Origin of the sequence: Pseudomonas sp. NFACC16-2, assembly GCF_900119205.1 — a bacterium.
Classification (GTDB): Bacteria; Pseudomonadota; Gammaproteobacteria; order Pseudomonadales; family Pseudomonadaceae; genus Aquipseudomonas; species Aquipseudomonas fluorescens_Q.
The window spans coordinates 82,383-107,733 of record NZ_FPIX01000019.1 but is presented as its reverse complement, the minus strand read 5'-3'; the positions used below and the strand labels follow the sequence as shown (position 1 = coordinate 107,733).

At 57.6% G+C, this 25,351-nt stretch carries 26 protein-coding genes and 4 tRNA genes; 11 read left to right on the top strand and 19 right to left on the bottom strand.

Annotated features, from left to right (window positions below):
- Positions 1-331 precede the first annotated feature (331 nt).
- The 12 genes from BT116_RS17095 to BT116_RS17040 form a co-directional block, all read right to left on the bottom strand.
- The gene (locus BT116_RS17095) at positions 332-1,297 is read right to left on the bottom strand and encodes a type II secretion system F family protein (RefSeq protein WP_072345798.1); all 966 of its coding nucleotides are present in this window, start codon (positions 1,295-1,297) and stop codon (positions 332-334) included.
- A gap of 27 nt (positions 1,298-1,324) precedes the next feature.
- A complete protein-coding gene (locus BT116_RS17090) occupies positions 1,325-2,311 on the bottom strand; it encodes a type II secretion system F family protein (RefSeq protein WP_072345796.1) in 987 nt (328 codons plus the stop codon).
- Positions 2,308-3,750: a TadA family conjugal transfer-associated ATPase gene (locus tag BT116_RS17085; protein WP_072345794.1), complete on the bottom strand. Its 1,443-nt coding sequence runs from the start codon at positions 3,748-3,750 to the stop codon at positions 2,308-2,310. Before BT116_RS17085 ends, BT116_RS17090 begins: the two co-directional genes overlap by 4 nt.
- Positions 3,751-3,753: 3 nt before the next feature.
- Positions 3,754-4,974, bottom strand: a complete 1,221-nt coding sequence (locus tag BT116_RS17080; protein WP_072345792.1) for an AAA family ATPase — start codon at positions 4,972-4,974, stop codon at positions 3,754-3,756.
- Positions 4,968-5,462 (bottom strand): TadE family protein, encoded by a 495-nt coding sequence (locus BT116_RS17075; RefSeq protein WP_072345790.1) that lies wholly within the window; start codon positions 5,460-5,462, stop codon positions 4,968-4,970. The genes BT116_RS17080 and BT116_RS17075 overlap by 7 nt, the downstream gene beginning before the upstream one ends.
- Positions 5,462-5,941 (bottom strand): TadE/TadG family type IV pilus assembly protein, encoded by a 480-nt coding sequence (locus tag BT116_RS17070; protein ID WP_072345788.1) that lies wholly within the window; start codon positions 5,939-5,941, stop codon positions 5,462-5,464. Before BT116_RS17070 ends, BT116_RS17075 begins: the two co-directional genes overlap by 1 nt.
- Before the next feature lie 8 nt (positions 5,942-5,949).
- Positions 5,950-7,266, bottom strand: coding sequence for a TadE/TadG family type IV pilus assembly protein (locus BT116_RS17065; RefSeq protein WP_072345786.1), 1,317 nt, complete (start codon positions 7,264-7,266; stop codon positions 5,950-5,952).
- 69 nt (positions 7,267-7,335) lie between these two features.
- On the bottom strand, positions 7,336-8,151 hold the full coding sequence (gene cpaB, locus BT116_RS17060) for a Flp pilus assembly protein CpaB (protein WP_072345784.1): 816 nt from the start codon (positions 8,149-8,151) through the stop codon (positions 7,336-7,338).
- Between the two features lie 15 nt (positions 8,152-8,166).
- Complete coding sequence (locus BT116_RS17055; RefSeq protein ID WP_072345782.1) at positions 8,167-9,495, bottom strand: P-loop NTPase family protein; 1,329 nt, start codon at positions 9,493-9,495, stop codon at positions 8,167-8,169.
- Positions 9,496-9,497: 2 nt separating this feature from the next.
- A complete protein-coding gene (locus BT116_RS17050) occupies positions 9,498-10,028 on the bottom strand; it encodes an A24 family peptidase (RefSeq protein ID WP_072345780.1) in 531 nt (176 codons plus the stop codon).
- Between the two features lie 26 nt (positions 10,029-10,054).
- Complete coding sequence (locus BT116_RS17045) at positions 10,055-10,252, bottom strand: Flp family type IVb pilin (RefSeq protein WP_072345778.1); 198 nt, start codon at positions 10,250-10,252, stop codon at positions 10,055-10,057.
- A 151-nt stretch (positions 10,253-10,403) separates the two neighbouring features.
- Positions 10,404-10,601: a Flp family type IVb pilin gene (locus BT116_RS17040; protein WP_024616550.1), complete on the bottom strand. Its 198-nt coding sequence runs from the start codon at positions 10,599-10,601 to the stop codon at positions 10,404-10,406.
- Between the two features lie 311 nt (positions 10,602-10,912).
- Between BT116_RS17040 and BT116_RS17035 the strand changes: the two genes are divergently transcribed.
- The 6 genes from BT116_RS17035 to BT116_RS17010 all read left to right on the top strand — a co-directional run bounded on the left by BT116_RS17035 (position 10,913) and on the right by BT116_RS17010 (position 16,313).
- Entirely contained in the window at positions 10,913-11,782 is an 870-nt protein-coding gene (locus BT116_RS17035) for a response regulator transcription factor (protein ID WP_072345776.1), read from the top strand.
- A gap of 324 nt (positions 11,783-12,106) precedes the next feature.
- Entirely contained in the window at positions 12,107-13,135 is a 1,029-nt protein-coding gene (locus BT116_RS17030) for an alcohol dehydrogenase catalytic domain-containing protein (RefSeq protein WP_072345774.1), read from the top strand.
- Positions 13,136-13,164: 29 nt separating this feature from the next.
- Positions 13,165-13,839: a dihydrofolate reductase family protein gene (locus tag BT116_RS17025; RefSeq protein WP_072345772.1), complete on the top strand. Its 675-nt coding sequence runs from the start codon at positions 13,165-13,167 to the stop codon at positions 13,837-13,839.
- Positions 13,839-14,489 carry an HAD family hydrolase gene (locus tag BT116_RS17020; RefSeq protein WP_072345770.1) on the top strand — a complete coding sequence of 217 codons (651 nt, stop codon included), beginning with the start codon at positions 13,839-13,841 and terminating at the stop codon, positions 14,487-14,489. Before BT116_RS17025 ends, BT116_RS17020 begins: the two co-directional genes overlap by 1 nt.
- A gap of 7 nt (positions 14,490-14,496) precedes the next feature.
- A complete protein-coding gene (locus BT116_RS17015; protein WP_072345768.1) occupies positions 14,497-15,099 on the top strand; it encodes a DUF1349 domain-containing protein in 603 nt (200 codons plus the stop codon).
- Positions 15,063-16,313 carry an MFS transporter gene (locus BT116_RS17010; protein WP_256572612.1) on the top strand — a complete coding sequence of 417 codons (1,251 nt, stop codon included), beginning with the start codon at positions 15,063-15,065 and terminating at the stop codon, positions 16,311-16,313. Before BT116_RS17015 ends, BT116_RS17010 begins: the two co-directional genes overlap by 37 nt.
- Positions 16,314-16,384: 71 nt before the next feature.
- Here BT116_RS17010 and BT116_RS17005 read toward each other — a convergent pair whose 3' ends face one another.
- The gene (locus tag BT116_RS17005) at positions 16,385-16,816 is read right to left on the bottom strand and encodes an Lrp/AsnC family transcriptional regulator (RefSeq protein ID WP_063324875.1); all 432 of its coding nucleotides are present in this window, start codon (positions 16,814-16,816) and stop codon (positions 16,385-16,387) included.
- A 188-nt stretch (positions 16,817-17,004) separates the two neighbouring features.
- On the opposite strand from BT116_RS17005, the gene BT116_RS17000 reads away from it, so the two are divergent.
- From BT116_RS17000 to BT116_RS16985, 4 genes are all read left to right on the top strand, one after another.
- Positions 17,005-17,718, top strand: a complete 714-nt coding sequence (locus BT116_RS17000; protein ID WP_072345764.1) for a YczE/YyaS/YitT family protein — start codon at positions 17,005-17,007, stop codon at positions 17,716-17,718.
- Positions 17,719-17,821: 103 nt separating this feature from the next.
- Entirely contained in the window at positions 17,822-19,306 is a 1,485-nt protein-coding gene (gene amrS, locus BT116_RS16995) for an AmmeMemoRadiSam system radical SAM enzyme (RefSeq protein WP_072345762.1), read from the top strand.
- A complete protein-coding gene (locus tag BT116_RS16990; protein WP_072345760.1) occupies positions 19,303-20,448 on the top strand; it encodes a PLP-dependent transferase in 1,146 nt (381 codons plus the stop codon). The genes amrS and BT116_RS16990 overlap by 4 nt, the downstream gene beginning before the upstream one ends.
- Before the next feature lie 62 nt (positions 20,449-20,510).
- Positions 20,511-21,767 carry an aminotransferase-like domain-containing protein gene (locus BT116_RS16985; protein ID WP_072345758.1) on the top strand — a complete coding sequence of 419 codons (1,257 nt, stop codon included), beginning with the start codon at positions 20,511-20,513 and terminating at the stop codon, positions 21,765-21,767.
- 67 nt (positions 21,768-21,834) lie between these two features.
- Here the strand turns inward: BT116_RS16985 and BT116_RS16980 are convergent, their stop codons facing one another.
- From BT116_RS16980 to BT116_RS16960, 5 genes are all read right to left on the bottom strand, one after another.
- Entirely contained in the window at positions 21,835-22,467 is a 633-nt protein-coding gene (locus BT116_RS16980; RefSeq protein ID WP_072345756.1) for a LysE family translocator, read from the bottom strand.
- A 271-nt stretch (positions 22,468-22,738) separates the two neighbouring features.
- Positions 22,739-22,814, bottom strand: a tRNA-Gly gene (locus BT116_RS16975).
- 3 nt (positions 22,815-22,817) lie between these two features.
- Positions 22,818-22,893, bottom strand: a tRNA-Glu gene (locus BT116_RS16970).
- Between the two features lie 105 nt (positions 22,894-22,998).
- Positions 22,999-23,074: transfer RNA gene (locus tag BT116_RS16965), tRNA-Gly, on the bottom strand.
- Positions 23,075-23,076: 2 nt separating this feature from the next.
- A tRNA-Glu gene (locus BT116_RS16960) sits at positions 23,077-23,152 on the bottom strand.
- A gap of 371 nt (positions 23,153-23,523) precedes the next feature.
- On the opposite strand from BT116_RS16960, the gene BT116_RS16955 reads away from it, so the two are divergent.
- Positions 23,524-24,282: a hypothetical protein gene (locus tag BT116_RS16955; protein ID WP_072345754.1), complete on the top strand. Its 759-nt coding sequence runs from the start codon at positions 23,524-23,526 to the stop codon at positions 24,280-24,282.
- Positions 24,283-24,478: 196 nt separating this feature from the next.
- Here the strand turns inward: BT116_RS16955 and BT116_RS31855 are convergent, their stop codons facing one another.
- Positions 24,479-25,183, bottom strand: coding sequence for a methyl-accepting chemotaxis protein (locus tag BT116_RS31855; protein WP_371914357.1), 705 nt, complete (start codon positions 25,181-25,183; stop codon positions 24,479-24,481).
- Positions 25,184-25,351 lie beyond the last annotated feature (168 nt).

Here is a 25,351-nt window from a genome sequence, read left to right as displayed (position 1 = left end):
AGCGGAACGCGGAGCGTCCCTGGCGGCGTTACCACGCGGGAGCGTGGGAACGATCGAATCCAGACAACCTGACACAACGAGGTGTTGATTGTTCCCACGCTCTGCGTGGGAATGCATCCCGTGACGCTCTGCGTCACCTTCCCACAGGGGGGGATTGGCTGGAAGGATCGAGTGACGACAGATCGGTGACTGTCAGAAAAATCTGTGGGAGCTTGCTCGCGATAGCGGACCGACATTCAACACCGTCACTGACTGTCAAGCCACTATCGCGAGCAAGCTCGCTCCCACAATGGGCCTGCGGTGAACACAAGACTCATGGACACCCACCGATCTACATATTCCCGAAGGCCCTGAACACGCCGATCATGGCCGGGCCGATGGCAACCAGGAAGAAGCTCGGCCACAGGCAGAAGATCAGCGGGAAAATCAGCTTGGTGCCAATCTTGGCCCCCATCTCTTCCGCGGCCTGGGTACGCCGGTCGCGAAACTCATCGGCGTAGATCCGCAGGGTATCGGCCACGCTGGTGCCGAAACGAATGCTCTGCGCCAGCAGGCTGACCAGACCCTGGATATCTTCCAGGCCGGTGCGCACGGCCAGTTGCTTGAGGGCCTCGGTGCTGGTGATGCCCGCCCGGATCTGCGCATTGACCAGCGCCAGTTCCTCGGCCAGTTCAACCTGGCTGACTGACATCTCTTCGGCCACCCGCTCGATCGTCGTGGGCAGGGCCAGGCCCGACTCGACGCAAACCACCATCAGGTCCAGCGCGTCCGGGAACGCGGCGCGCAGCCGGCCTTGCCGTGCCTGCTTGCGTTTGCCGACATAGATCGCCGGCAGCAACCAGCCAATGCCCGCCACAAGGGTCACCGCCAGCAGACCAATGGCCACTGAAACCTTGACCATCGGCAGCAGCAACAACGCAACGCCAACCATCAACAACGGCAACATCAGGCGCACGGCCCAATACATCTGCACCGCCGAGGCAGAGCGGTAACCGGCATGGGTCAGCAAGGTCTGGGTGGCGGACGTATGGGCCTGGTCGGTCGAGGCAAAGCGCTGGCCAACCCGTTCCAACAAGAGTTGCAGGTTACTGGGCGCCTCCTGCCCCATGGTGTTGCCAGCGTAACCGCGCTTGATCAATGCCAAGCGCCGCTGCACCGGATCCTGCAAGCCCAACATCAAGAGCATAAGCGCGACGACCGCCAACACCGTACTGACGCCGACCACGGCGACGAACAACAGGCGTGCCAGCTCTTCGTTGCCGGTAAACCGACTCAACAATCCGAGCAAAAAGTCCATGACTGAAACCTCTCGGCGCAACAGCGCTTATACCTGGATCCGGATGATCTTTCTTATCCAGAAAATCCCGATCAACATGGCGCAGAACGCGCCGATGATCAGCTTGTGCCCTATGGGGTCATTGATCAGCACCGGCATGTAGCTGGGGCTGGTGAGCACGATGGCGATCGCCAGCACGAACGGGATCGCCACCAGCACCCAGGCCGACATGCGCCCTTCGGCCGACAACGTCCTGATCTTGCGCTGGAACCGGAAACGCCCGCGTATCAAGCGACTCAAGCGCTCCAGCACTTCGGTCAGGTTGCCGCCAGTCTCGCGGTGGATGAGGATCGAAGTCACCAGCATCATCACCGTCATGCTCGGCATCCGCTCCAGCAGGCCGAGCATGGCCCGGCGCACGTCGTTGCCGTAGTTGATGTCGGAAAACGTCATGCCGAACTCTTGGGCGACCGGCCCCTTGTGCTCCTCGGCGACCAGACGCAGGGTTTCGTTGAACGGATGCCCGGCGCGCAAGGCCCGGCACATGGCGTCCAGCGCATCCGGCAAACCTTCCTCGAACGCGGCGAAGCGCTTGTTGCGGTCACGCAGGATTTTCAACACCGGCGCCCAGGTCAGTGCAAACGCCGCCAGCAGCGCCATCCACCAGACCGGCGAGACCATCAGCACCAAGGCACCGGCCGCCGTCCCCAGGACCAGACCCAGCAGCATGACCCGATAGGCCCGGTATTCATGACCGGACTGCTCGATCAGTTGGGTCAGGTTGGCCATGAATGGCAGCTGTTCCAGGCGGGCTTCCAAGGGTGACAGGCGCGTCAGGTATTTCTGCCGCAACACGGTCTGCATGTTGGGCAAGTGGTTGGCCTTCTCCAGCACATGCAAGCGCCCGCGAATGCGCTTGCGCATCTTGCCGGCTTCACCGAACACCGGCACCACCACGCCCTGGGACAGCAGGAATACGGCGATGAACACCATGCCAAGGAAAATCAGAATGAACTCACTGGGGATATTGCTCATGACGTCCGGCCCTCCATCCACTCAGGGCGAAACAGGGTCAGTGGCAGTTCGATGCCGCGCTTGGCCAGCACATCGCGGAACGCCGGGATCATGCCACTGGGCCGATATTCCCCAAGCACCTCGCCATGTTCACCCATGCCCTGGCGCACGAAGGAGAAAATTTCGGTCATGGTGATGACCTCCCCTTCCATCCCGTTGATCTCTTGCATGCTCACCACACGCCGCTTGCCGTCTTCTTGACGCTCCAGTTGGATCACCACATCGATGGCCGAGGCAATTTGTTGACGCATGGCCTTGATCGGAAACGTCGCCCCGGTCATCGACACCATGTTCTCGACTCGTCCCAACGCATCCCGTGCCGTGTTGGCGTGAATGGTGGTCAGCGAACCGTCGTGGCCAGTGTTCATCGCCGTGAGCATGTCCATCGCCTCCGCACCGCGCACCTCGCCAATGACAATGCGGTCCGGACGCATCCGCAGGCTGTTGCGCACCAACTCCCGCTGGCTCACCTCGCCGCGCCCCTCGATGTTCGACGGCCGGGTTTCCAGGCGTACCACGTGAGGTTGCTGCAGCTGCAACTCGGCCGAATCCTCGATGGTGACGATGCGTTCGTTATGGGGAATGAAACTCGACAGCACGTTGAGCATGGTGGTCTTGCCGCTGCCGGTCCCGCCGGAGATCAGCACGTTCAGACGCCCGCGAACGATGGCCTTGAGCAGCAAGGCAATGGCCGGGGTCATGGTGCCGACCTGGATCAGGCTCTCGGTGTTGAGCAGGTCCACGGCGAAACGCCGGATCGACATGCTCGGACCGTCGATGGCCAGCGGTGGAATGATCGCGTTGACCCGCGAACCGTCCTTGAGCCGGGCGTCCACCAAGGGCGAGGATTCGTCGATACGTCGCCCCAGGCTGGAAACGATGCGGTCGATGATGTTCAGCAAATGCTGGTCGTCGCGAAAACGCACGTCCGTGCGTTGCAGCTTGCCGAAGCGCTCGACATAAACCGAGGCAAACCCGTTGACCAGGATGTCCGATACGCTATGGTCGGCCAACAGCGGTTCCAGCGGCCCGAGGCCGAGGACTTCATCGGTGATCTGCTTGATGATCAGTTGCCGGCTGACGGTACTCACCGGAGCCGAATGCTCCTCGAGCAAACGCTGGCAGATATCGCGGATCTGCCGCGCGGCCTCGACTTGTTCAAGGGCATCGAGCAACGACAGGTCCATGACCTTGAGCAGTTGCTGGTAGATCTTTTCCCGCCACTCGGCCTCCACCGGCGTGACCTGGCTGCGGGTCTCATACAGCACGTCCGGGATGGCCTGCTCCCAGGCCATCAAGGCGTCTGTCGGGTCAGGCAGGCCGGCGCCGGGCTGGGCGCCCACTGAAGCGCCAGGTTTGGCGGGCTGTTTGCGCAAGCGGTTACGAAAGTCGCTGATCATGGGTCATCCCCCGAAAAAACGGTTGAAGGCACGTTTAAGCAGGCCCTTGTCGGTGGCCATCTGGTGACCGACCAGGTCTTCGGTCAAATCGCGCAGGGCGGCGGTGATGGCCGCCTTCGGCGCATGCAGTCCCAACGGCACGCCAGTGTTCTGACTCTGGCTGACCAGGTTGAAGTCATTGGGCAATTTCGACAGGTTCGTGCAACGCAGGGCCTCGCCGATGTCCTTGAGGCTGACGGCGGCGGATTTGTCATAGCGGTTGACCACGATCTGCAACTGGTCCCCGCGCACGCCCAGGTCTTCACGCAGGATCCGCACCAGGGCGCTGGCATCGCGCAGGTGGCTGACGCTCTGTTGCACCACCACGTACACCCGGTCCACCTGCTCCAGCACCGAGCCGGTGAGGTGATCGATCTGCCGCGGCAGGTCCACCACCACCCAGTCATAACTGGCGCGGGCCAGTTGCAATAGGGCGTCAAGCTGTTCCGGTTGGGCGTCCTGGGGCAGGCACAATTCGCCAGCCCGGCCACCCAGTACATGCAGGGTCGGACTGAAGTGGCTGCAAAAGCCTCGCAGCGCGACGCTGTCCATGTCATCGATCTGCTGCAGCACTTCCAGATGGCTGTGGGACTGCGCCACGTCCAGGTAATGGGTCACGCTGCCAAATTGCAGGTCCATGTCCAGCAGCAAGGTATTGCCTGCCCGGGCGCTGAGCTGCTGGGCCAGGTTGCACGCCACCAGGGTTCCACCGGAGCCGCCCTTGGCGCTGATCACGGCAACCAGCTTGCCTTCGTTGCCACTGCCCAGGCGCACATCCGCGACCAGGCGATTCAACGCCGCCACCAATTCGGTATCGGCAATGGGTTCGGGCAGCACGTCGCGAGCACCGGCCTGCATGGCCAGGCGCATGCTCTCCTGCTCACTCAGCAGACCGCACACCAACATGGGGGGGCGCTCATGGGCCGGACGTTGCAGCAAGGCCGACAATTCTTCGCGCCACAGGTGGCTGACGCGCAGCAACAGCAGATCGGGCATGCGGTCCAGGCCATAGAGTGGATCGACGTGCCCGTTGCTCACCAGGCGCGTGCTCACCTCAAGGCCGGGCATGCGCTGGCAGACGCATTGCAAGTCGCGCAGCGATGTGGCGTCGCGGCTGCTGATCAGCAGCCGCAGGCCGGCCTTGCCGGTGGTGCTCACAAGCGGAGTTTCCCGAGTATTCAGCATGGTGTGATCTCCCCTGAATCGGTATGACGCCCAAGGCTTTCGCGTGGCAGGGTTGCCTTGAATGCGGGCAAGGTGATGGATACCCCCAACCCGGGAATGAACAGGTTGAAAACGAAGCCCTGTACGCTCAACTGGACGTAGCGGATGGCACGAAACCCAGTGACGCCGGACGTATCGCCGGGGTTTGCCACCACGGCGCCATTGACGTCCAGATAAGTCAGCGCCAGGTTCGTGGTCGCCAGGCTGCTGATCAGTTGACTGGTGCCTGAATCCGTCGCCGCGTTGAAGATGGCCCGACGCAACACCACCGGGTCGCTGATATTGCACACCGCTGCCAGGCGCGCACCGCGCCGCGCGGCTTCATCCAGGGCGTTGACGGTGAAATACAACCGGCCCATCTCCACCACACCGAACAGCAGGGTAAACACCAACAGCCCAACGAAGGCGAACTCCACGACGTAAGTGCCGCGCATGTGCTTATTGTTCATCAGAGCGCCCTCATGACAGTGGTCGCCACCAACTGGATGCCCAGCGGAATGGCGTTGCCAAAAAACCCGGGGATCGATCCATTGCAGCTGCCCGCACCAATCACCGGGCAGAAGGTGTAGGTAATGGTGACGCGCACATGATCGACGCCCACGGCGGCGACCTGCACGTTAGCCGTGGTCAACCCGGACACCACGGCGGTTCCGGTAGCGCTGGGCACGCCATACACCGCAACGTTCTTCGTCTGGGTCAGGAGCGTGCTGCCCAAGGCGACGGCGCCGAGGGTGGAATTCCACGCCTGGCTGGCGACGAAGCGGTCGGCATCGCGACTGGCCTGCAACAGCACGTTGTACTGGTAGAGCATGCGACCGAACTCACCGAAGGCCAGCAGCAACAACAGCAGCAACGGCAGCACCAGGGTGAACTCCACCAGCGCCACGCCTTGCTGGGCTTGTGGTGGCTTGAATCGGGCAAGTCTCATGACGCCTCCTACGAGTCGGTGCTCGGAGTGCCGCTGCCGTTGAGATAGGTTTTGTAGAGCTGGATGATCTGCGGGCCGGCGTCGTTGTAGGGCGTCGGGCCGGGGACGTTGTCACCCTCGCACTCATGGACGAACTGGCCGAATATCTGCGCCTGGGTACCGCCGCCGTTCATGGGTTGCACGACGAAATAGCAGCCGAACCCCAGCACCGGGATTGAAGTCGAGCCGCCCTGTTTGCCGGTGCAGTTACCAATCACGATTTTCAGCATCCGGCGCTCGAAGACCCCGTTGCTTTGGCAGCCACTGCCGCTTCCCGCCACACAGGCGGCGACCTGGGTCCGCCAGTCGTTGTAGTCCTGTATCGCCTCGCCGCCCGCCGAGAGATCGCCACCATTGGAGGTGACGGGCTGCCCTTTGTATTGCGCTTGCGCGAGCGAGTCGTTGTAGGTCATCGCCGGTGAGCTCGAAGTCGTCACCAGGTCCGGCGGATAGTTGGATGCACTGACCGGACCGTTGTAGATGCCAAAGCGTGTGTTCAAGCCCTGGGACGCCGGACCGACGGTGTTACCAGGCGAAGTCTGGACATTGTCCCCCACCGTGCGGCAGACCGCGCCGCCACCCGCCAGGTCGTCACGGACCGAGCTACCGCCCGAGCCGAAATCAAGCAGTTGGAAGTTGCCCGGCCCGATCGGTGAGGTGTTCCCCGCCGCCGTCTTCAAGACCACCAGGTCGCCAAAGCGATAGCTCCAGAAGTTGCCGGCGCCAGGGTCGTATTGAGCGGGGTCGCCGCAGACCATCAGGGGCGCCATGTCACAAGGAGAAGTGGGGCTGGGACCTGCCGTTGCAATCGCCGCCACGCGCTTGGCGCCCAAGCCGGCGCTGCCCATCGTTTGCACGAAACTCCAGAAGAACCCGCTCAACTGATAGCTGGACACCGACACCCGTACGTATTTGGCATCGGTAGGCCCCGGATAGGAGAACGGGCCGTAGACGCTGCTGGACAGTTCCACCTCGGCAAACGCACCCGGGTTGCCGGCAACGGCGGTTGCCAGTTCGGTGTTGCCGGCGGCGTTGGCGTTTCTGTTGAGCGTGTCCAGGGCCGCCGCGCGAGTGGTGCTGGCCATGTTGATGCTGCCACTCACCTGGCTCAGGGTCTTGGCCCCGCCCAGGGCGGCGGCATCCACCGCATTTTGCAGACGCGTTTTATTCAGCAGCATGTGCCCGCCATCCAGGGCCAACGCCGCCATCATGGAAATCGCTACCAGCGCGATCACCATCAGTACACTCACCGCCCCTCCCTGGCGCCGGATATTGGCATTCATCATCGAGCCCTCATACAACGTTTGAGGATCGGCATCGCCACGGCCCGTAACGGCCCGGCATGGAGGCGTCACTCAGCGAACATTGATCACGCTGCTTTCAATCCCACGGATCAACGTGATCGCCCCGCCTTGTGGCTTGGCACTGCGCTGAACCACAGGTTTTGGCACTGGGGCCGCCGCCACCGCCATGACCGGCGCAGGGGCTGGCGGCGCAACGGCCACAGCCTTCTTCTCCAGGTTCAACGGGTTGCGCAAGGCCAATTGCAACTTGCCCTCGGTCTGCGCAGTGACCAGCAATTCCGCTTCGGTGGCCGACATTTCCAACGTCACCGCACGCACCACTACGGGTTGGGTCTTGTCCGTGCCTGCGGTCTGGTCCACGGCCAGTACCCGCAGGTTTTCCAGGAGGGTCCGGGACGTCGCACTGTTGCTGCCGGCACTGGTGGTCTTGGTCGCCAAGACATCGACCCGGTTGCCCGGCAAGAGGAAGCCACCCACGCCGACCACATCATCCACCCTTACCGAAATGGCGCGTTTGTCCGGTGCGATCAGCGAAGCCAGGGTGCTGCCACCCAGGTGCTCACTCAACCGCGCGCCCCGCACGATGTCGCCACGCAGGATGTCGAAGGTGGCGATCTTGCCTACGGCCTGCTCGCTGGAATCGAAGGCGTCGTCCGGGATCGTGTCCATGGGCATGCGTACGGTGGTGACCTGCTGGGCCTCGACCATTTGCCCGAAGGGGATTTCCACCGTGGCGACCACCACGCTTCGCAAGTGGTCATCGGGGGTCGCATTGAGCCGTGCGCTCAGCCAGGAGTCGGCCATCCATGCGGCACCAAGGCCCATTACCAGGGAAACGCCTATCAGGGGAAGCGTACGAGAGCTCATGTCGGTATCTCCAGATCAAAGGAAGTCGAGCTGAACGAAATAGTTGTGCCAGGCCCATTCCAGCTCTTGCGGCGACAGGGGCCCGGTACCGCCCAGGTAGCGCTGGCGGTCAAGCGCCATGTTCAACAGGTCACGGGGATGGCAAGGCACCAGCGGCATGCCTTCGCCTGCATACAGCCGCTGCAGGACATAGCGCACCAACAAGGGGTCATACGGGATGCCCAGGCGTTCGCACTCCTGGCGCCAGATCTGTTCGTATTCCTCGGGCTTGAGGTAGCCGAACTGCACCTTGTAGCCAATGCGCCGCAGGAAGGCCTCGTCGGCCAGTTCGAGGGGATTGAGGTTGGTGGAAAACACCAGCACCAGGTCGAACGGCAGCTCGCAATGCCGGCCGCCGCCCAGGTTGATGAAGTCGCGCTTCTCCTCCATGGGCACGATCCAGCGATTGAGCAACTCGGCCGGGGCCATGCGCTGGCGGCCCATGTCATCGATGATGAACAGGCCGTTGCTGGCCTTGAGCTGCAACGCCGCCTGGTATTGCCGGGTGAACGGGTCGTAGCGCACGTCCAGCTGTTCCATGTTCAGCTCGCCGCCGGTAATGACGATCGGGCGTTTGCAGCACAGCAGCCGGCGGTCAATGCCTTCGTTGAGCATCAGGTGGTTCGATTGGCCGTTGTCATCCAGACGCTGGTGCACCTGCGGGTCGTAGATCTCGATCACCGACTCGTTGATGACAATGGCATGGGGCACCCAGATGGCTTCGGCAAACAACCGGATCAACCGGCTGCTGACGTAGGTTTTGCCGGTGCCCGCCGGGCCGTAGATCATGATCGCCCGCCCGGAATTCAGGGCGACGCCCAACTGGTCGAGCATGCCTTGGCTCAGCACCAGGCCGGCCAAGGCCTGGTGCATGTCCTTGGCGGTGATGCGGCCATGGTGAATGGTCTGGATCTTGATCAGCGAGCGATAGGTGCTCACCGGGAACGGCGCGGCGCCGATGTAGCCGCTACGGGCCAGGGCGTCACGGGCCGAGCTGCGGCCGCGTTCGGTCAGGCCATAGCGCAGCGTCTGCACGCCGGTCTGGCCCAATTGGCCGAGCACTTCGACACGACCGTCCTTGCGCAGGAACGCCAGGACTTCTTCCAGCACCGCGCCGGTCAGGGCCAGGCGCTCCACCAGCCGCGACATGTCCAGCACACCGGCGTCTTGCAGGTGCTTGCACACCAGCTCACCCAGGAAACTGTCGGTCAGGCCGGTGTCGCGAATGGTGCAGGGTTGTGGCGCCAGGCGTTGCACCGCTTCCCTTTCGCTGGGATAGGCATCGCTATCATTGATGACGTGCATGACTAGACTCCCCAGCCGCCGGCAACCAATTGCCAGTAGACGCTGTTCAAGGTGCCGATCAGGATCGCGATCGAATAAGGAAAGGGTTTACCGGCTACTTCATCGGAAGTCGGCGCCAGATAGGCCTGGGCTCGCACCATCAACCAGTAGCGCCCCAGGGTCTGGAGCAGTTGGCCGCGGGCCAGGACGATCAGGAAACCGCACACACCGCCGGCGATCAGGCTGAACAGCGCCGCCCACAGTGCGTAATGAAAAGGCAGGAAGCTGCCGACCATGGTCATCAGCTTGACGTCACCAGCGGCCATGCCACCCACCGCGTACATAGGCAGGAACAACCCGAAACAGATCAGCATGCCCAGCAGGCTGTCGCCCAGGCCACCGATTCCATCGGCGTACACCTGACCGGCCAAGCCCAGGGCAAGGCCCAACAGGACCAGTGTGTTGGGGATGCGGTGGCGAAGCAGATCGCTCACCACCGCCACACCCAGCAGTCCCAGCAGCAGCACCGTCGATACCAGCAATTCCATGGACATGATGCGTCTCCCTAGTGTGATTATCGTTATGTGCAGGCAACGTTGCCGTTCACGGCCTGGCACAGCGCCCGGATCTTGGTATCCACGGCACCACCCAGCAGCACGAATGCCGCCGCCACCAACACCGTGATCAGGCCACCCGCCACCGCGTATTCCACAATGGTCAGACCGTCTTCATCTTTGGCGAACTTGCTGATCGAAGTTCTTATTGTCTGGAGAGTCATTTCATGAACCTCACGAGCGTTAAGAAGTCATGCTACGAACTTGGTCGGAGGGGACAGCGCGAAGTCCATTTGATTGATTCGTTGTACTCACTGCAAAAGAGTCGCAAGCGGTTTTCCTTGATAGTTACCGTGTCCCCAAGCAAGTGATCGCTTATGCGCAGGCAACGTTGCCGTTGACCGCCTGGCACAGCGCACGGATCTTGGTATTCACGGCACCGCCCAGAAGCACAAACGCGGCTGCCACCAATACGGTGATCAACCCACCGGCCACGGCGTATTCCACAATGGTCAGGCCATCTTCATCTTTGGCGAACTTCAGTACCGAAGCCTTGATTGTTTGAAGAGTCATTTCGCACACCTCATCGGGGTTGTTTTTCAAGGGCAGTACATTGCGAACTGCCTGATGCAACCCTAGTCAGCAGGTGGTCATAGCCGTTAGGAGGATTTTGCACATCGCTAGGATTTTTTTGCGGCGGGTGGGAAAGGGCCTGCTGGGTCGGAAAATCCATCCGTACCGCAGCGCGGACGGGCGCTCGCGAGCGTCTCGTGGTGGGACGGCGCTAAAAGACCGGTTTTTTATAAAAATTTATTCGGCGAAGTGATAGCACTGTGACAATACTGCTAGCTAAAGGGCAGGAAGAACCTCTGGGTAGTCGTCCTATGGCGCCAAGTCTGACTGAAAAACCAAAGCTGTTATGGTTCGATCTGACTCACGATCGGTCCACCCAGGAACTCGTCTCCCAATTCCAGGACACGTGCGACTGCACGCTGGCAAAAACCGCCATGCTGCCCAGTGGGGAACAGGTCGACATGATCTGCATCCACTTCGATCGCCCGGACACGCCGGGCCTGCGGCGCCTGTTGGAGATCAAGCGGGCCGTTCCTGCCACCCCCATCACCATGTTCACCGTGCAGCACTCCGAAGAACTGGCGGTGTGGGCCATGCGCTCCAGCGTCTGGGAATACATGGTGCTGCCCTTGTCCGCCGCCGAGAAAAAGCGCTACCTCACGGCCGTGGTGCAACTGTGCGAGTTGCGGCGCAATACCCATGGCCGGGGAAAGACCTCGCAGATCGACCACTCCCCGACCCTGCCGGACAGTATCCGCCTGACCGCCGGGCACCAGAAACATCAGGCCCTCAGCCACATCATGCTGTACATCGACCAGCATTTTCGCGACAGCATCGATCAGCGCGACCTGGCCAAGCGCTGTGGCATGACCACATTTCGCTTCAGCCGGGTGTTCAAGGAAGCCAACGGGCTCGGCTTCACCGACTACGTGCTGAACAAACGCATGAGCTTCGCCAAGGAACTGCTCGATAACAGCCAGATGCCCATCACCAGCATCGGTTACGAGGCCGGCTTCAAGGACCCGTCCTACTTCGCCCGCGCCTTCAAGCAATACGCCAGTTGCACCCCCAGTGAGTACCGTCTTGCGTACCAGATGCGCAGTGCACATCCGACACCGGAGCCACCGGATGAGGCCGCCCTGGAAGCGATTGAAAACCTGGTGCACAGCCTTGAAGGGTAAAAGGTTTTTTACCGTTATTGATTAATTGCACATCGCAAGTTGTGTCCAAATAATAATATTCGCCCCCCTGCCAACTTAGAAAAAGACCATGCAAGGTCTGTCTTTACGGCGCCTGGCGGGCCAAGCTGAAACAACATGAATCATCATGTCGTTATCGGTAATTCTTTTTCGACTGAAACCAACTCTGTCAGCCTTGCATAATGCCAGCCGTTTCCAAATGGGTGAACCGTGCTTCACGTCCGTAGGCCGCTCCAGATACAGCAGAGCGGGTTCTCTAGTTGGCATGCTTCATCCAAAAAAATCGAATAGAGCGCTGATGGGTATATGAAAGCAATCAGTTTAGCGAGCGCACGAACGTTGAGCTTGGTGAGTCACGAAGTGTCCGAAACGCTACCCGCCGATGGTATAGAAATAGACATTGTACTCTCCGGCATTTGCGGAACAGACCTGGCGGTATTGTCCGGGCGTGAAGAGGGACAGGTGGGCATCGTCCGTGGTCACGAAGCGGTCGGCGTCGTTGTCAATGTAGGGGCAGGCGTCAAACGCACGCGTAAAGGGATGCGTGTGGTGATAGACCCCAACGAATACTGCGGTAACTGCGAACATTGCAACACCGCTAGAACCCATCTATGCAATGGCGGTTCAAATGCGGGCCTAGACATCGCTGGCGTCAACAAGCACGGTACATTTGCGGAGCGATTCATAACACGCGAGCGCTTTGTACATAGCATCCCAGACGACATGAGTTGGGAAACAGCCGTCTTGGTTGAACCCGTAGCCTGTATTTTGAACAACATTGAACAAGCCTCCATCAAAGCGGGGGAACGTGTGCTGCTTCTAGGATCGGGCCCCATGAGCCTGGTCGCACAACTACTTTTGCGCGCGATGGGCGTCCATACATGTGCTACCGATTTGAATACCTTTCGAATCGAATTCGGACACTCCCTGGGTTTGAACATCGTGCGCCCTGAGGAACTTGAGTGCCTTGGGCAAAACCAGGAAAAATACGATGTTGTCATCGATACCGTGGGTAATCAGCTCGAGACAGCCGCCAGCCGGGTTGCCCGAGGTGGCAGGATTGTCCTGTTCGGATTCAACGGGAATTATGAATATTCACTCCCTGCAAAACACTTCCTGGTCAATGCCATAAGTATCATTGCCGCAGGCGAGTACAACCAGCACTTCCCCCGGGCGCTGCGCATTGCCCACAGGCTTCCTGAACTTGGAAAGCTAGTCACCCACCGTTATCCCCTTGAAGCTTATTCAACAGCATTTGACAGTTTGTTGAATGATCCTTGCGCACCCACGATAAAAAGCGTCTTCACCCCCAATCCCAAGCACTTGTCACGCTAAAGCTAACCAGCCCTTCAAGTAGACCCCTTATGAAAGTTACTGTATTCAGCCAGATTTCCATCGATGGCAAACTGACGCTCGGCAATGAAGCCTCCAGCAAACCGCTTTTTCAGCATTTTGACGATGAGGACATGCGCTTCATTCATAAATTCCGCGGTGAAGTCGATGCCATCATGGTCGGTCGCAATACGATTATCACCGACGATCCTCAATTGACCAATCGCTATGAGTCCGGTCGTAATCCTGTGCGTATCATTCCTACGACATCGCTCAACTTCCCAGCTTCTGCGAAAATCTTCAGTTCTCCCGAACACACTATCATCGCAACGACAGAAGAAGCACGTGACCACGAGATGGTCGAGCAAATCCGCGCGCAGGGTAAAGAGGTTCTTTTTGCAGGAACCGCACGAGTCGACTTCAAACAGCTCTTCCCGATGCTTGAAGCTCGCGGAATAAATCACATCATGGTTGAAGGGGGTGGCTACCTGAACTGGCAGGTATTCAATCTTGATCTAGTCGACGAAATCATGCTCATGCAATTGCCTATCATCATTGGCGGCTCAGACACTACCACGCTAATAGATGGCGAAGGATTCCAGGATATTGAAATGACCAAAGCCTTCAAGCTGCATGAGTTTGAAGCACGCTCACACTATAACTTCCTGCACTTCAAGCGTGACCCTCAACAGCGGCGTGCGCATTGATGCTGGCTTTCCAGGGGTTCATTTTCGATATGGACGGTGTGCTGGTGGACAGTGAACCGGTCTATATGAAACAGGAAAGACATTCCTATGCACGCCATGGCGTGGTGCTTGATGAGGCAGAACTGTCTCGTTTTGTAGGCACCACGCAGCGTCATATGTGGAGCGCCATCAAAACCGAATACGGACTCGCAGACGATCTGGACTGCCTCATGGCGGAGCATCACCGGCAGTTGATGGAAGTATTGAGTTCCGCCCCCCTGCCTCCCATGCCAGGCGTGACAGAACTTCTCGGCGCCTTAAAGAGAGCGGGAATACCTTGTGCAGTCGCCTCCTCTTCACCGCGAGCACTCGTTGAGCTGATTTTACGTAACGCTGGGCTACAGCTTTTTTTCAGTGAGATCGTGTGTGGCGATGACGTTACGCACAGCAAGCCAGATCCCGAGATTTTTCTCACGGCCGCCCAACGCCTGGGTATCCCACCGTCATCCTGTGTGGTGATTGAAGACTCCGCTCATGGTGTGGCGGCAGCAAAAGCCGCCAGCATGTTTTGCGCGGGTTTGCTCAACCCCAATTCAGGGCAGCAGGACCTGAGCGCGGCGGACTTACGTGTTCACCAGCACAGGGAAATAAACCATTGGTTTTTCGGGTAATAAAAGCATGAAAAAACTGAGTATTTCAGATTGGACCTGGATTAACGTACCCGAGCGATCGTCCATCAACGATCAGGAAATCATTATCCACACCACACCCGACACCGATTTCTGGCGAGGCACCTATTACGGCCTGGAGTATGACAATGCGCCGGCCATTGTGGTTGCCAGCGAGGAACAATACTGGACATTGAAGGCCAAGGTATCTTTTGCCTCAAGTACCTACTTTGACCAATGCGGCCTGTTTATCTACCAAGATAAAAACCACTGGATGAAAAGCGGCATCGAATACCAGAACAATGGTTTCCAGCAGCTGTTCTCTGTCGTGACCAACAATGGTTTTTCAGACTGGTCCATGGCTGATTTCGATCGCGTCACCCAGACCATGTATTACCGTCTGAGCCGAAGAGGCAGCGACTTCCTCCTGGAAAACTCGGTTGACGGGGCACAGTTCTGCATGATGCGTATGTTCCACCTGTTCCATGCAGAAGAACTCGTCCGGTTCGGGTTCTTTGCCAGTAGCCCGGGCGATTCATCTTTCGCAGCTCATTTTTCAGAGATTGAATGGACTGAATGCTGTTGGAAAGCGCACAGCGCCCCACGTTTCTAATTTCAAGAGTTTTATACCTGATGCTGTCTGCGCCCAATCCCCATCGACACGCGCTTTACGCTTGTTATGCAGCCATGCTGTGCCTGGCCATGGCACTCAACTTTCTACCGGTGTACCTGACGACATTCAGTGATGCCTTTGGCCCCTCGTCAGGGCTGACCACGGAGCAACTGGGACGGATTCCGGCGGTCATGTTCCTCAGCTTTATAGTGGCCATTCTGATCACCGGGCCATTGGCAGACCGAGGGGACGCCAGGCGGATCATTCTCTTTGGGCTGATGACCACTTCAGCAGGTCTGGCCCTTGTGGCTTTTGCCCCTTCCTATACCTTCCTGCTCTTCGCGGTTGCCATCATGGGTTTCGGTGCGGGTGTGCTGGATATGATCCTCAGCCCCATTGTCGCAGCCCTGCAACCCGAGCGCCGAAGCGCCGCCATGAACTGGCTGCATTCGTATTTCTGCATTGGCGCGGTAAGTGCCGTGCTGATCGCAAGCATCGCGCTGAGATGGGACGTTTCCTGGCGCATGGTCGCCTTGGGCTTGATCGTTGCCCCGCTTGCAACCTTTCTATTGTTCCTGCGATTGCCCCTGCCACCGCTGATACAGGAGCACGTGCAACGCGAATCCATGCCCGCGCTTATCAGACAACCCTATTTCATCGCCTGCATGATCGCCATCTTTCTAGGAGGAGCTACGGAAACGGGACTGTCTCAATGGCTGCCCGCCTTCGCTGAACAAGGATTGGGCTACTCGAAAGAAGTGGGGGGGTTTGCGCTCGCCGGTTTTTCAGTGGGCATGGCCCTCGGGCGCATGGCCGCCGCTCTGCTGCAAGAACGGATACCCGCCGTTTCACTGATGCTAGGCTGCTGCGCCGTGACCGTCGTCCTGTTTTTCGTGATCAGCTTCACCCCCAGCCCCGCATTGGCGTTAACCGCTGCCATCGCCGCAGGGTTCTCAGGCAGTTGCCTATGGCCCACGATGCTCGCCATTACCGCAGATGCGTACCCTCAAGGTGGAGCAACCATGTTCTCTGTACTGACAGCCTCGGGTAATGCCGGATGCAGTCTGATTCCATGGCTTGTGGGGATTATTTCAGCGCATTCGGATTTGCACATCGGCTTACTGGCGGTCACCCTCTGCCCTGCCGCCATGATGCTATTACTCGTGTGGATGTCTCGCTGGCCACATAAGCATCCCCAGCCATGCCAGAGCTAGACCGCACGCCCATGGCCGGGGAGCGACCTCTTCGATCGAGCACTCCCCGCCCTGCCTGACAGGCCCCTGACTCACGGGGCGAGTTTTCTTCTCTCGATGGGAATGGACAGGACAATGCTGGTACGCGTCTCTCCGTATGCGTTGATTTTCGCAATGATGTCCTCGATTTCAGCCATGGATCTGGCGTAGATCCGGATCAGATAGGAATCGTTTCCCGTGATATGCAGGCATTCAACGACTTCAGGTATGTCGGTGAGCGTTGCTATTAATTTGGATTTCGCCGGCTTGAGGGTGGTGATGCCGACGACAGCTGATATGCCGTACCCCAATTTGGTTGGATCTAACTGGGCGTGATAGCCCTTGATGACCCCTGAGTCTTCAAGTTTGCGCAACCTGTCATTGGTGGCAGGAATAGAAAGACCTGCGTGCTTGGAAAGCTCTGTGATGGAAATGCGACCACAGTCCTGTACCTTACCCAGGATTTTGACGTCTATACGATCCATGTGCGTTTTCCCCGGTTAAAAGTATAAATTTTAATGAAAAGCCCGCGTTTTTCATTAAAAAAAGCATGCACCAAAATAAAGCAGAGCGCTAGTCTATTTCCAGCCTGAAAGCCTGAGGGCAATCAATAGCCCTGCTCTTTAGCGTGACGCACTCATAATAAAATATTCTCTCCAGGGATGGTGCTCGCATGGAAGATGAGAAGATAAAGTGTGGAAAAAAGTCATACTCATTCGCTCAGTACATTGGCACGCAAGTACTAAGTTTTCACCACTTCAAGAAGGACCAGCTCCTGATGTACTTGACGGGTGTGGGTTTCTTTTCACTGGGCGCCAAGTGCTTCATCATCAGTCAACTGGGTACCGACCCATTAGACGTCTTGATCATTTCCATCGATAAAATACTTGTGCTTGGCATGGGCATTTGCTCGGCTATCGTGTCGCTCTTCTTCCTGACATGGTGGATGCTCTGGAACAAAAAATACCCGCCGATAAGTCCCTTTATTACAACAACACTGACCGGCCTGTTGATTGATCTCTGGTCATGGTTGGGGCTCGGAGAGTATTTGATCGCGAGAATGAATGAGTACATGTTATTGGCGACGGGGCTGATGTTATGTGCCTACTCCTCCGCGCTGATCATCATGAGCGGTATTGGAATCAGAATCATGGACCTCGTGGTCCTGACCATGGTCTCCAAGTGGGGCTGGTCATTCACCAGAGCCAAAATGATCATTGAAATCGGCATCTTTTCGAGCGGATGGCTTTTAGGCGGTCCGTTCGGCGTGGGAACGATTGCATTCCTGCTGGTGATCGGCCCGCTTATTCAACCCTTCATGAACATGAATGCCAAGCGCTTTTCTCTCAAGAACTATGGATTGATTCGCGCTTCATCCGCTTACTAATACCCATAAAGATAGTTGCCATCCATGGCAGCGGGATTGTTTCGCCTCGACTTTTTCCAACCGATGATATTGATAACAACTTCCGTGATGAGGAGTGAGAAAGATGGACACTACAAAAAATAAAAACTGGACCTTGGAAAGCAGCCCGGCAAAACTGGAAGAAATACTCCCTGGGGGCGTCGTCAAGTGTCATCTCTCCCCGCGAAACTGTGTCATACAGGAGGGCAAGGTAGGTTTTTGCAAAGTGCGCGGAAACCGAGGCGGCAGGCTCGTTACATTGAACTACGGCAAAGGCGTTCACAGCACGGAAGAAACGATTGAGACCGAAGCCGTTTTCCACTTTGCCCCTGGAGAGCGGATCCTGTCCCTGGGCAATATCGGCTGCATGCTCAACTGCGGTTATTGCCACAACTGGAAGACCTCGCAAGCCAAGTACGTCACCGACAAAGACGTTTACTACTACACCCCTGAACAAGTTGTGGAAACCGCACTCAAGCACGGCATACGCGTCATTTCCTGGACGTATAACGATCCCGTTGTCTGGCATGAGTTCATCCTCGACACGGCAAAGCTGGCCAAGGAAGCGGGCCTGATCAACCTATATAAATCGGCGTTCTTTATCAGTGAAGAAGCCATTGATGAATTACTGCCGGTCATCGATATTTTCTCGATTTCGCTGAAATCCATTTCCCCGGAATACTACCGCAAGGTCACCACCGGCTGGGTAGAGCCAGTCCTGGCGGGTATCAAGAAGGTCTACGACGCCGGCAAATATGTCGAGGTCAGCACCTTGATGGTGACCGACATCAGCGACGACGAGGAAACGGCCCGGAAAATCAGCCAGTGGGTATTGGATGAGCTGGGCCCGAATGTGCCGTTGCACTTCGTCAGGTTCCATCCCGATTACAAAATGAGCAACAGCATCCGCACCCCTGTGGACCGGCTGCTGAAGGCTCGGGACGTTGCTCGGAGCATGGGCGTAGAGCATGTCTATCTGGGCAACGTGAATGACGTTGAGGGCACCAACACCAGTTGCAACAACTGTAACGCCCTGCTCGTCACCCGCTACGGTTTGAACGCTGAAATCATCGGGCTGGACAGCAAGGGTTGCTGCTCTCAATGCGGGCACGATGCGCATTTCAAATTGCTGGGTGAACACCAGGCGAACGTTCCTGTCGAGCTGCGCGAGGAGGCGCTGAGCGCTTATGAGAAACGCAAGTTCGAGTGGCATGGGGATATCGTGTCGCTGCACGCTCAAGTGCTGAATACCGAAGACTTCGAACAGACCGTCTACCTGCGGCGCAACTATACGGACGGGCACAACAGCGATTGGAAATCACTGACGCTGCGGCCACATGAAAGCTATCGATTCATTATTGCCAAGGCACGCATCGACGAAACCGGTCCTGAGGTCTGGCTCCCCAACGGGGTGAACTCGAACCTTCATGAAGTATTCGACAGGGCTCACTTCCCCACGGAATCGATTGAAGAAATTGGTATTTCGCAAAACGACATTACCCCGACCATTGGTTACGAGGGCAAGCAGAACATGTATGAACAGGTCATCAAACTGGTCAGCCAAGCATGAAAGTGTCTACTGAAATACTTCATATCAAGGTCGATGACCGGGACGCGCGTCCTTCGGTCACGCCTATTTATCAGTGCAGCGCCTTCAGCGCCGACTCGGCCTTCTTCTACTCAAGGAAGGCCAATCCCAACGTGAGTGAATTGGAACAGGTTGTCGCGTCCCTGGAGGGCAGCGAATATGCCCTGGCGTACAGCACCGGGATGAGCGCCATCTACATGGTGTTGGAACTGTTGAAGCCGGGAGCTTCACTGGTCATCAACAAATACATTTATGGCTGCTCTTATAAATTGTTCCAGCGGTATGCAGCACGCATCGGCGCACACCTGACGATTCTGGATCTCACCACGCAAGACGGGTTGAATGCCTTGCCGGCGAACGTCGACATGGTCATTTTCGAAACACCGACCAACCCGTTCCTGAAAGACATTGATATTCATGCGGTCAGCCGGGCCGTCAAGCAAAACAACCCACAAGCGCTGGTGGTGGTTGACAATACTTGGGCCACGCCGATATTTCAGAAGCCGTTGAACTTTGGCGCCGACATTTCACTGTACAGCGCCACCAAATACTTCTCCGGGCATAGCGACGTCATGGGCGGCCTGGTTCTGATCAACAGTGAAATGATTTACAACCGCCTGCTCGAGGGTCGCTTTTATTCAGGCACGATATTAACGCCCAATAGCGCATGGTTGCTTCGCAGAAGCATGCAGACGTTCAACCTGCGCATGGAAAAGCACAGCCAGACCACAGCCAGCATGCTCAACTATCTGCGCGAGCTGCCTTTTATCGAGCATGTCTATTACCCACGCGTCGATGGCAAACAACTGACCGGTTACGGCGGCATCGTGTTTGTTGATATTCGACCCGACCTGGTTCCCTTCTACAAAACGTTCACCAGCACGCTCAAATGGTTTGGCACGGGCACGGGAATGGCCTGCGTGACGTCGATGGTTGCCCAACCCTTCAGTGGCAGCCATGCCTCGATGACGGATCAGGAAAAAGCGGACATGGGCATCGAGAAAGGCCTGGTTCGATTGTGCTTTGGCCTGGAGGACCTGGATGACCTCAAGGAAGACCTGCTGCAGGCATTCGAAGCCATGGAGCGCAAGGTCGATCAAGAAAGCTCACTCGATCCTGCGTAGCGGGTGTTGATCATGAGCAACGGGCCTTCAATGGCTCGTTGCTTTTTTATGGAGAAGCGAAAGTGTCCAGCGCACTCGAAAGCACGATATTCGACGACCCCATCCTGAACGTCATTCACCTACTAAACTCGATTGCCCAAGAAAACCCGGAGGCCATTTCACTGGCCTCCGGTCGACCCGATGATGAGCAGTGCGACCCTTCGCTCATCGACAGGGGCCTGACCCAATACAAAGATCACGTTGCCGGCACCGAACAGTCACTTGCGACGCTGCTTTGCCAATATGGAAAAACCGCTGGAATCATCAATGAAATAATCGCCAGCCATCTGCAGGTGGATGAAGCGATCAACGTTGCCAACCCTGAAAGCATTGTGGTGTGCATGGGCTTTCAAGAAGCCTGCACCTTGACGCTCCTGTCCATTTTTGAAGGCGGTGGGGTTTTATTGGTACCTGATCCGGTGTTTTCCGGGATCACGGGTATCGCAAAACTGCTGGGTATAAAAATAGTCCCCGTCCCCATGGCTGCCTTTCTTGATCCGATTGCCCTGCGCAGGCTCATCGAAGCACTGGAATCCAGAGGTGAAAGAATCAAGGCGCTTTATGCGATTCCGGACTTTAGCAATCCTACCGCCGACAGCCTTTCCCATAACGACAGGAGAGCCATGCTCTCTCTGGCCGATGAAAAGAATTTTTTCATCCTCGAAGACACTGCCTACCGTTACTTCAGGTACGAAGGCGATGCCATTGCGTCGATGAAGTCCATCGACAGCCGTCGGGTGTTCTTGCTGGGCTCCTTTGCCAAATCGATTTTCCCGGGCTTGCGCATGGGCTACGTGGTCGCCCCTGAGGGCACTGGGGTCATGTCCTTCAGCGGTCGATTGTGCAAAGCCAAAAGCCTGATCACGGTGAACACCCCCGCCCTGTGCCAAGCGGTTGTCGCAGGCTTGCTGATCGAGCACAACTACTCGTTGAGAAAGCTGAACCAACCCAGGGTGCTGTCTTATACAAAGAAAAGAAATCACATGCTTGAATGCCTTGAGCGCGAATTTCCACTCAAAGCCGGCGCTCAAAGAGCAGTCAGCTGGAATCATCCGGCAGGCGGCTTCTTCATCAATGTGCAGCTGCCTTTCGTCTTTGGATATTTTGAAATGCGCGAATGCGCCAGGCTGTTCAAGGTGATTGTATTTCCCGCCACCTTGTTTTCACTGATGAATGAGGCCACCACCCAGGCCAGGCTGTCGTTCAGCAATGCAACCACCTCGCAAATCACCCAGGCGATAGGCCGTTTCAGGGCGTACGTCGAGTTCAGGCTGCAATAAACGTCCTGCGTGCACGTAGGGAACACCAAGCTTTTATGCCCCGCTCAGCGAGGCATAAAAGCTTGGGTCAGATTGCCGTGGCCAGCATGACGCCAGTGGCGACCTGGTAGGCCCCCAGGAGGGCGATGGTTGCCCCTGAAAAGTAGTTGATCAGCCTTAGTTTCGATTCGGCAATCCGCGCCTTGAAAATGGAGGAGAACCCACTCAACCCCAGCCACCAGGCAGCCGAGCCCAGGAAGATACCGGTCACCATCGGCAGCAAGGCGTGCTGGCCGCCTTGGTCACTGGCCATGCCATCACTCAACGCAGCAAATATCGCGATAAACGACAAGATGGTCATGGGGTTGGAAAGCGTCAGGAACAGCGTGGTCGAGTAGGCTTTGAACATGTTGGCACGCTCCCCCGCCATGGCCGTCGCGCCACCCTTCGATCGTATTGTCTGATAGCCAATGTAGGCGAGGAACAATCCTCCAAAGATGCACAACCAGGGTTTGAAGCTGATGAGCGTCGCAATGACGGCGGTAACACCCAGGGCACCGATGAATCCATAGATCGAATCGGCTGTGGCCGCGCCCAATCCCGTCGCGAAACCGGCTCTCCACCCAAGCATCAGACTTCGCTGTATGCACAACAGCCCAATGGGTCCTACAGGGGCTGCAATGCACAGCCCAATGACCATCGATTTAACGAAAATCAGCATAAATGCATCTCCAGAATGGGTACTGGAAGGTTAGGAGAAGTGCATTTCTTTAGGAATGAACTATTAATCTTCCTAGGCGTTTTCCCTTGAATTTTGCAGGAAGTATTCTCCACTCCCCTTCAATATTAAGGAAAATCGTCGTCAGCCCCCTCAGACAAGACGAATCGCTGGTCAAAGCCCCTTGAGCGCCGGAAACATAACCTTGGGCATTGAGATGGCCTTTTTTACGCGAAAAAAAACGCCGCTCAAATGAGCGGCGTTTTTTTGAATTTGGAGCGGGAAACGAGACTCGAACTCGCGACCCCGACCTTGGCAAGGTCGTGCTCTACCAACTGAGCTATTCCCGCAAATGGCGTCCCCTAGGGGACTCGAACCCCTGTTACCGCCGTGAAAGGGCGGTGTCCTAGGCCACTAGACGAAGGGGACACACTAACTGAAACACATGGTGTGTATTTCAGTGCCCAAATCCGCATCCGAAGATGTCGGCTCTGGCTTCACTCAGCCCTGCTCGAAAGCAACACTGTTTAAAATTGGAGCGGGAAACGAGACTCGAACTCGCGACCCCGACCTTGGCAAGGTCGTGCTCTACCAACTGAGCTATTCCCGCATTGGCGTCCCCTAGGGGACTCGAACCCCTGTTACCGCCGTGAAAGGGCGGTGTCCTAGGCCACTAGACGAAGGGGACACACGTACAACATTCACTGCTTATAGCGTTTGGCTGAGTGCTTTACGCTGTAAGTGGCGCGCATTCTATGGATGGATTGAAGGGTCGTCAACCCCCAGATATAAATTTATTTAAATCAATGACTTCGCCCGGTTTGGGGGCGATCCGGACATTTTACCCGCCCGGTCTCTGACGCCTATATTCTGTCACCCGCCGAGACGCTATAGTCGCGCCCGGCAAATGATGGCAATGTGCACCCATCCGGTTATGCTTCCCATAAACAGCACGACGCCCGTCTAATCGCGTCGCTCGGACCTATGCGCTTAAAAGCCAAGCCACTACACTCATGACATGCGTACCACAATAAAGAGGTCTTACCGGTGACACCACTCATGATCACCCTGCTCGTCGTAGCCGGGATCGCCCTGTTGATCGCCATTGGCTACATGAACCACGTGGTGGAAAACAACAAGCTGGAAAAGGCCCGCACCAAGGTAGAACTCAACGACCGCATGCGTCGCTGTGGGGAGCTCACCGAAACCTTCCCCGGGCAGTTGATGACCCCTGCCCTGAAGTTGTTGATGACGCGCCTTGAGATGAACGTCTGTCAGCGCCTGCTGAACCTGGAGAAAACCAATTCTGCGGTCAAGGCACGCCTGGACGAATTGAGCGCACTGGCCGCCCAAGGTGAATCGATCCCGGTGAACAATCCACCGGCACCGATCCAGACCGAAGCCAAGGCCAAGGACGTACGTTTTCTGCTCGAGGCCTTGCACGGCCAGATCACCCGCGCCGCCCAGGACGGTTTCCTGCCGCCTAACGAAGCCAAGCGCTGGATTCGCGAAGTGCGACACATCCTGGTGCTGCTGCACATCGAGTTCTTTAACAACCTCGGCCAGCAAGCCCTGCAGCAAGAACAACCCGGGCAGGCCCGCCTGGCCTTCGAGCGCGGCGTGCAGTACCTGCGCAAGCAACAGGAACCCCAGGTCTACGCCGAACAACTGGCCTACCTGGAAAAACTCCTGGCCCGCGCCAATGCCCAGGTCCTGGCCAGCACCCAGCCGGTCGAAGGCGAAGTCAACCAGTTGACCGAAGGGCTGAAGGACGACGAAATAAACGACGAGTGGAAGAAGAAGAAAGTCTACGACTGATACGGCTCCTCCCTGTGCAGGTGGAGCTTTTGTGGCGAGGGAGCTTGCTCCCGCTGGAGCGCGCAGCGCTCCCACGAATTTCGGGTCTGCTTCGCAGCCCAGCGGGAGCAAGTGCCCTCGCCACGGGCCTGTAAACTATGCCCGTACCCCGCCAGGCAGGCAAAACTGTTGGAATGTTGGACCTGCTATCGCGGACTCACAACTTGAAATGCCCCACCATCCCCTTAAGCTCAACCCCCAACTGCGCCAGCTCGATGCTGGAAGCGGCATTGCCGCGCATCGCCAGGGACGATTGATCGGCGCTGGCGCGAATGCTGGTGACACTGCGATTGATCTCCTCGGCCACCGAACTCTGCTGCTCGGCCGCCGCTGCGATCTGTTGGTTCATCTGTTGGATCAGCGACACCGCCGCCGCAATACTGCCCAAGGCGCTTTCGGTCTGCAGTGCATCGCTGACCGCCATCTTCACCAACTCGCCGCTGCTCTGGATCTGCTGCACGGAAGCCTGGGCCGCTGAACGCAGGGCGCTCACCAGTCGCTCGATCTCCTCGGTGGACTGTTGCGTGCGCTTGGCCAACGCCCGCACCTCATCGGCCACGACCGCAAAGCCCCGGCCCTGCTCCCCGGCCCGGGCCGCCTCGATAGCGGCATTGAGCGCCAACAGGTTGGTTTGCTCGGCCACGCTCTTGATCACACTCAGCACCGTACCGATGTTCTGGATCTCGGCACTGAGGCTTTCGATGCTGGAACTGGCCGATGTGGCCGAATCGGCCAGTTGTTCGATGCGCACCATACTCTGACGCACCACCTGCTGGCCGCTTTCGACCTTGTCGTCGGCAGTCTGGGCCGCTTGTGCGGCTTCTTCGGCATTGCGTGCCACGTCATGCACCGTGGCCGTCATCTGGTTCATCGCCGTGGCGACCTGCTCGGTTTCTTCTTTCTGGCTACTGACTTCCAGGTTGGTCTGTTCAGTCACGGTTGACAGCGATTGGGCCGAATTGGCCAATTGCTCGATACCCGCCTGCAAGCCACTGACGATACCGCTCAGCCCCGCTCCCATCTGTTGCAT

Bases quoted from the DNA above. Each gene is read 5' to 3' on its own strand.
- BT116_RS17095 (WP_072345798.1), bottom strand. From the start codon at position 1,297: ATGGACTTTTTGCTCGGATTGTTGAGTCGGTTTACCGGCAACGAAGAG.
- BT116_RS17090 (WP_072345796.1), bottom strand. From the start codon at position 2,311: ATGAGCAATATCCCCAGTGAGTTCATTCTGATTTTCCTTGGCATGGTG.
- BT116_RS17085 (WP_072345794.1), bottom strand. From the start codon at position 3,750: ATGATCAGCGACTTTCGTAACCGCTTGCGCAAACAGCCCGCCAAACCT.
- BT116_RS17080 (WP_072345792.1), bottom strand. From the start codon at position 4,974: ATGCTGAATACTCGGGAAACTCCGCTTGTGAGCACCACCGGCAAGGCC.
- BT116_RS17075 (WP_072345790.1), bottom strand. From the start codon at position 5,462: ATGAACAATAAGCACATGCGCGGCACTTACGTCGTGGAGTTCGCCTTC.
- BT116_RS17070 (WP_072345788.1), bottom strand. From the start codon at position 5,941: ATGAGACTTGCCCGATTCAAGCCACCACAAGCCCAGCAAGGCGTGGCG.
- BT116_RS17065 (WP_072345786.1), bottom strand. From the start codon at position 7,266: ATGATGAATGCCAATATCCGGCGCCAGGGAGGGGCGGTGAGTGTACTG.
- cpaB (WP_072345784.1), bottom strand. From the start codon at position 8,151: ATGAGCTCTCGTACGCTTCCCCTGATAGGCGTTTCCCTGGTAATGGGC.
- BT116_RS17055 (WP_072345782.1), bottom strand. From the start codon at position 9,495: ATGCACGTCATCAATGATAGCGATGCCTATCCCAGCGAAAGGGAAGCG.
- BT116_RS17050 (WP_072345780.1), bottom strand. From the start codon at position 10,028: ATGTCCATGGAATTGCTGGTATCGACGGTGCTGCTGCTGGGACTGCTG.
- BT116_RS17045 (WP_072345778.1), bottom strand. From the start codon at position 10,252: ATGACTCTCCAGACAATAAGAACTTCGATCAGCAAGTTCGCCAAAGAT.
- BT116_RS17040 (WP_024616550.1), bottom strand. From the start codon at position 10,601: ATGACTCTTCAAACAATCAAGGCTTCGGTACTGAAGTTCGCCAAAGAT.
- BT116_RS17035 (WP_072345776.1), top strand. From the start codon at position 10,913: ATGGCGCCAAGTCTGACTGAAAAACCAAAGCTGTTATGGTTCGATCTG.
- BT116_RS17030 (WP_072345774.1), top strand. From the start codon at position 12,107: ATGAAAGCAATCAGTTTAGCGAGCGCACGAACGTTGAGCTTGGTGAGT.
- BT116_RS17025 (WP_072345772.1), top strand. From the start codon at position 13,165: ATGAAAGTTACTGTATTCAGCCAGATTTCCATCGATGGCAAACTGACG.
- BT116_RS17020 (WP_072345770.1), top strand. From the start codon at position 13,839: ATGCTGGCTTTCCAGGGGTTCATTTTCGATATGGACGGTGTGCTGGTG.
- BT116_RS17015 (WP_072345768.1), top strand. From the start codon at position 14,497: ATGAAAAAACTGAGTATTTCAGATTGGACCTGGATTAACGTACCCGAG.
- BT116_RS17010 (WP_256572612.1), top strand. From the start codon at position 15,063: ATGCTGTTGGAAAGCGCACAGCGCCCCACGTTTCTAATTTCAAGAGTT.
- BT116_RS17005 (WP_063324875.1), bottom strand. From the start codon at position 16,816: ATGGATCGTATAGACGTCAAAATCCTGGGTAAGGTACAGGACTGTGGT.
- BT116_RS17000 (WP_072345764.1), top strand. From the start codon at position 17,005: ATGGAAGATGAGAAGATAAAGTGTGGAAAAAAGTCATACTCATTCGCT.
- amrS (WP_072345762.1), top strand. From the start codon at position 17,822: ATGGACACTACAAAAAATAAAAACTGGACCTTGGAAAGCAGCCCGGCA.
- BT116_RS16990 (WP_072345760.1), top strand. From the start codon at position 19,303: ATGAAAGTGTCTACTGAAATACTTCATATCAAGGTCGATGACCGGGAC.
- BT116_RS16980 (WP_072345756.1), bottom strand. From the start codon at position 22,467: ATGCTGATTTTCGTTAAATCGATGGTCATTGGGCTGTGCATTGCAGCC.
- BT116_RS16955 (WP_072345754.1), top strand. From the start codon at position 23,524: ATGATCACCCTGCTCGTCGTAGCCGGGATCGCCCTGTTGATCGCCATT.
- BT116_RS31855 (WP_371914357.1), bottom strand. From the start codon at position 25,183: ATGACGGCCACGGTGCATGACGTGGCACGCAATGCCGAAGAAGCCGCA.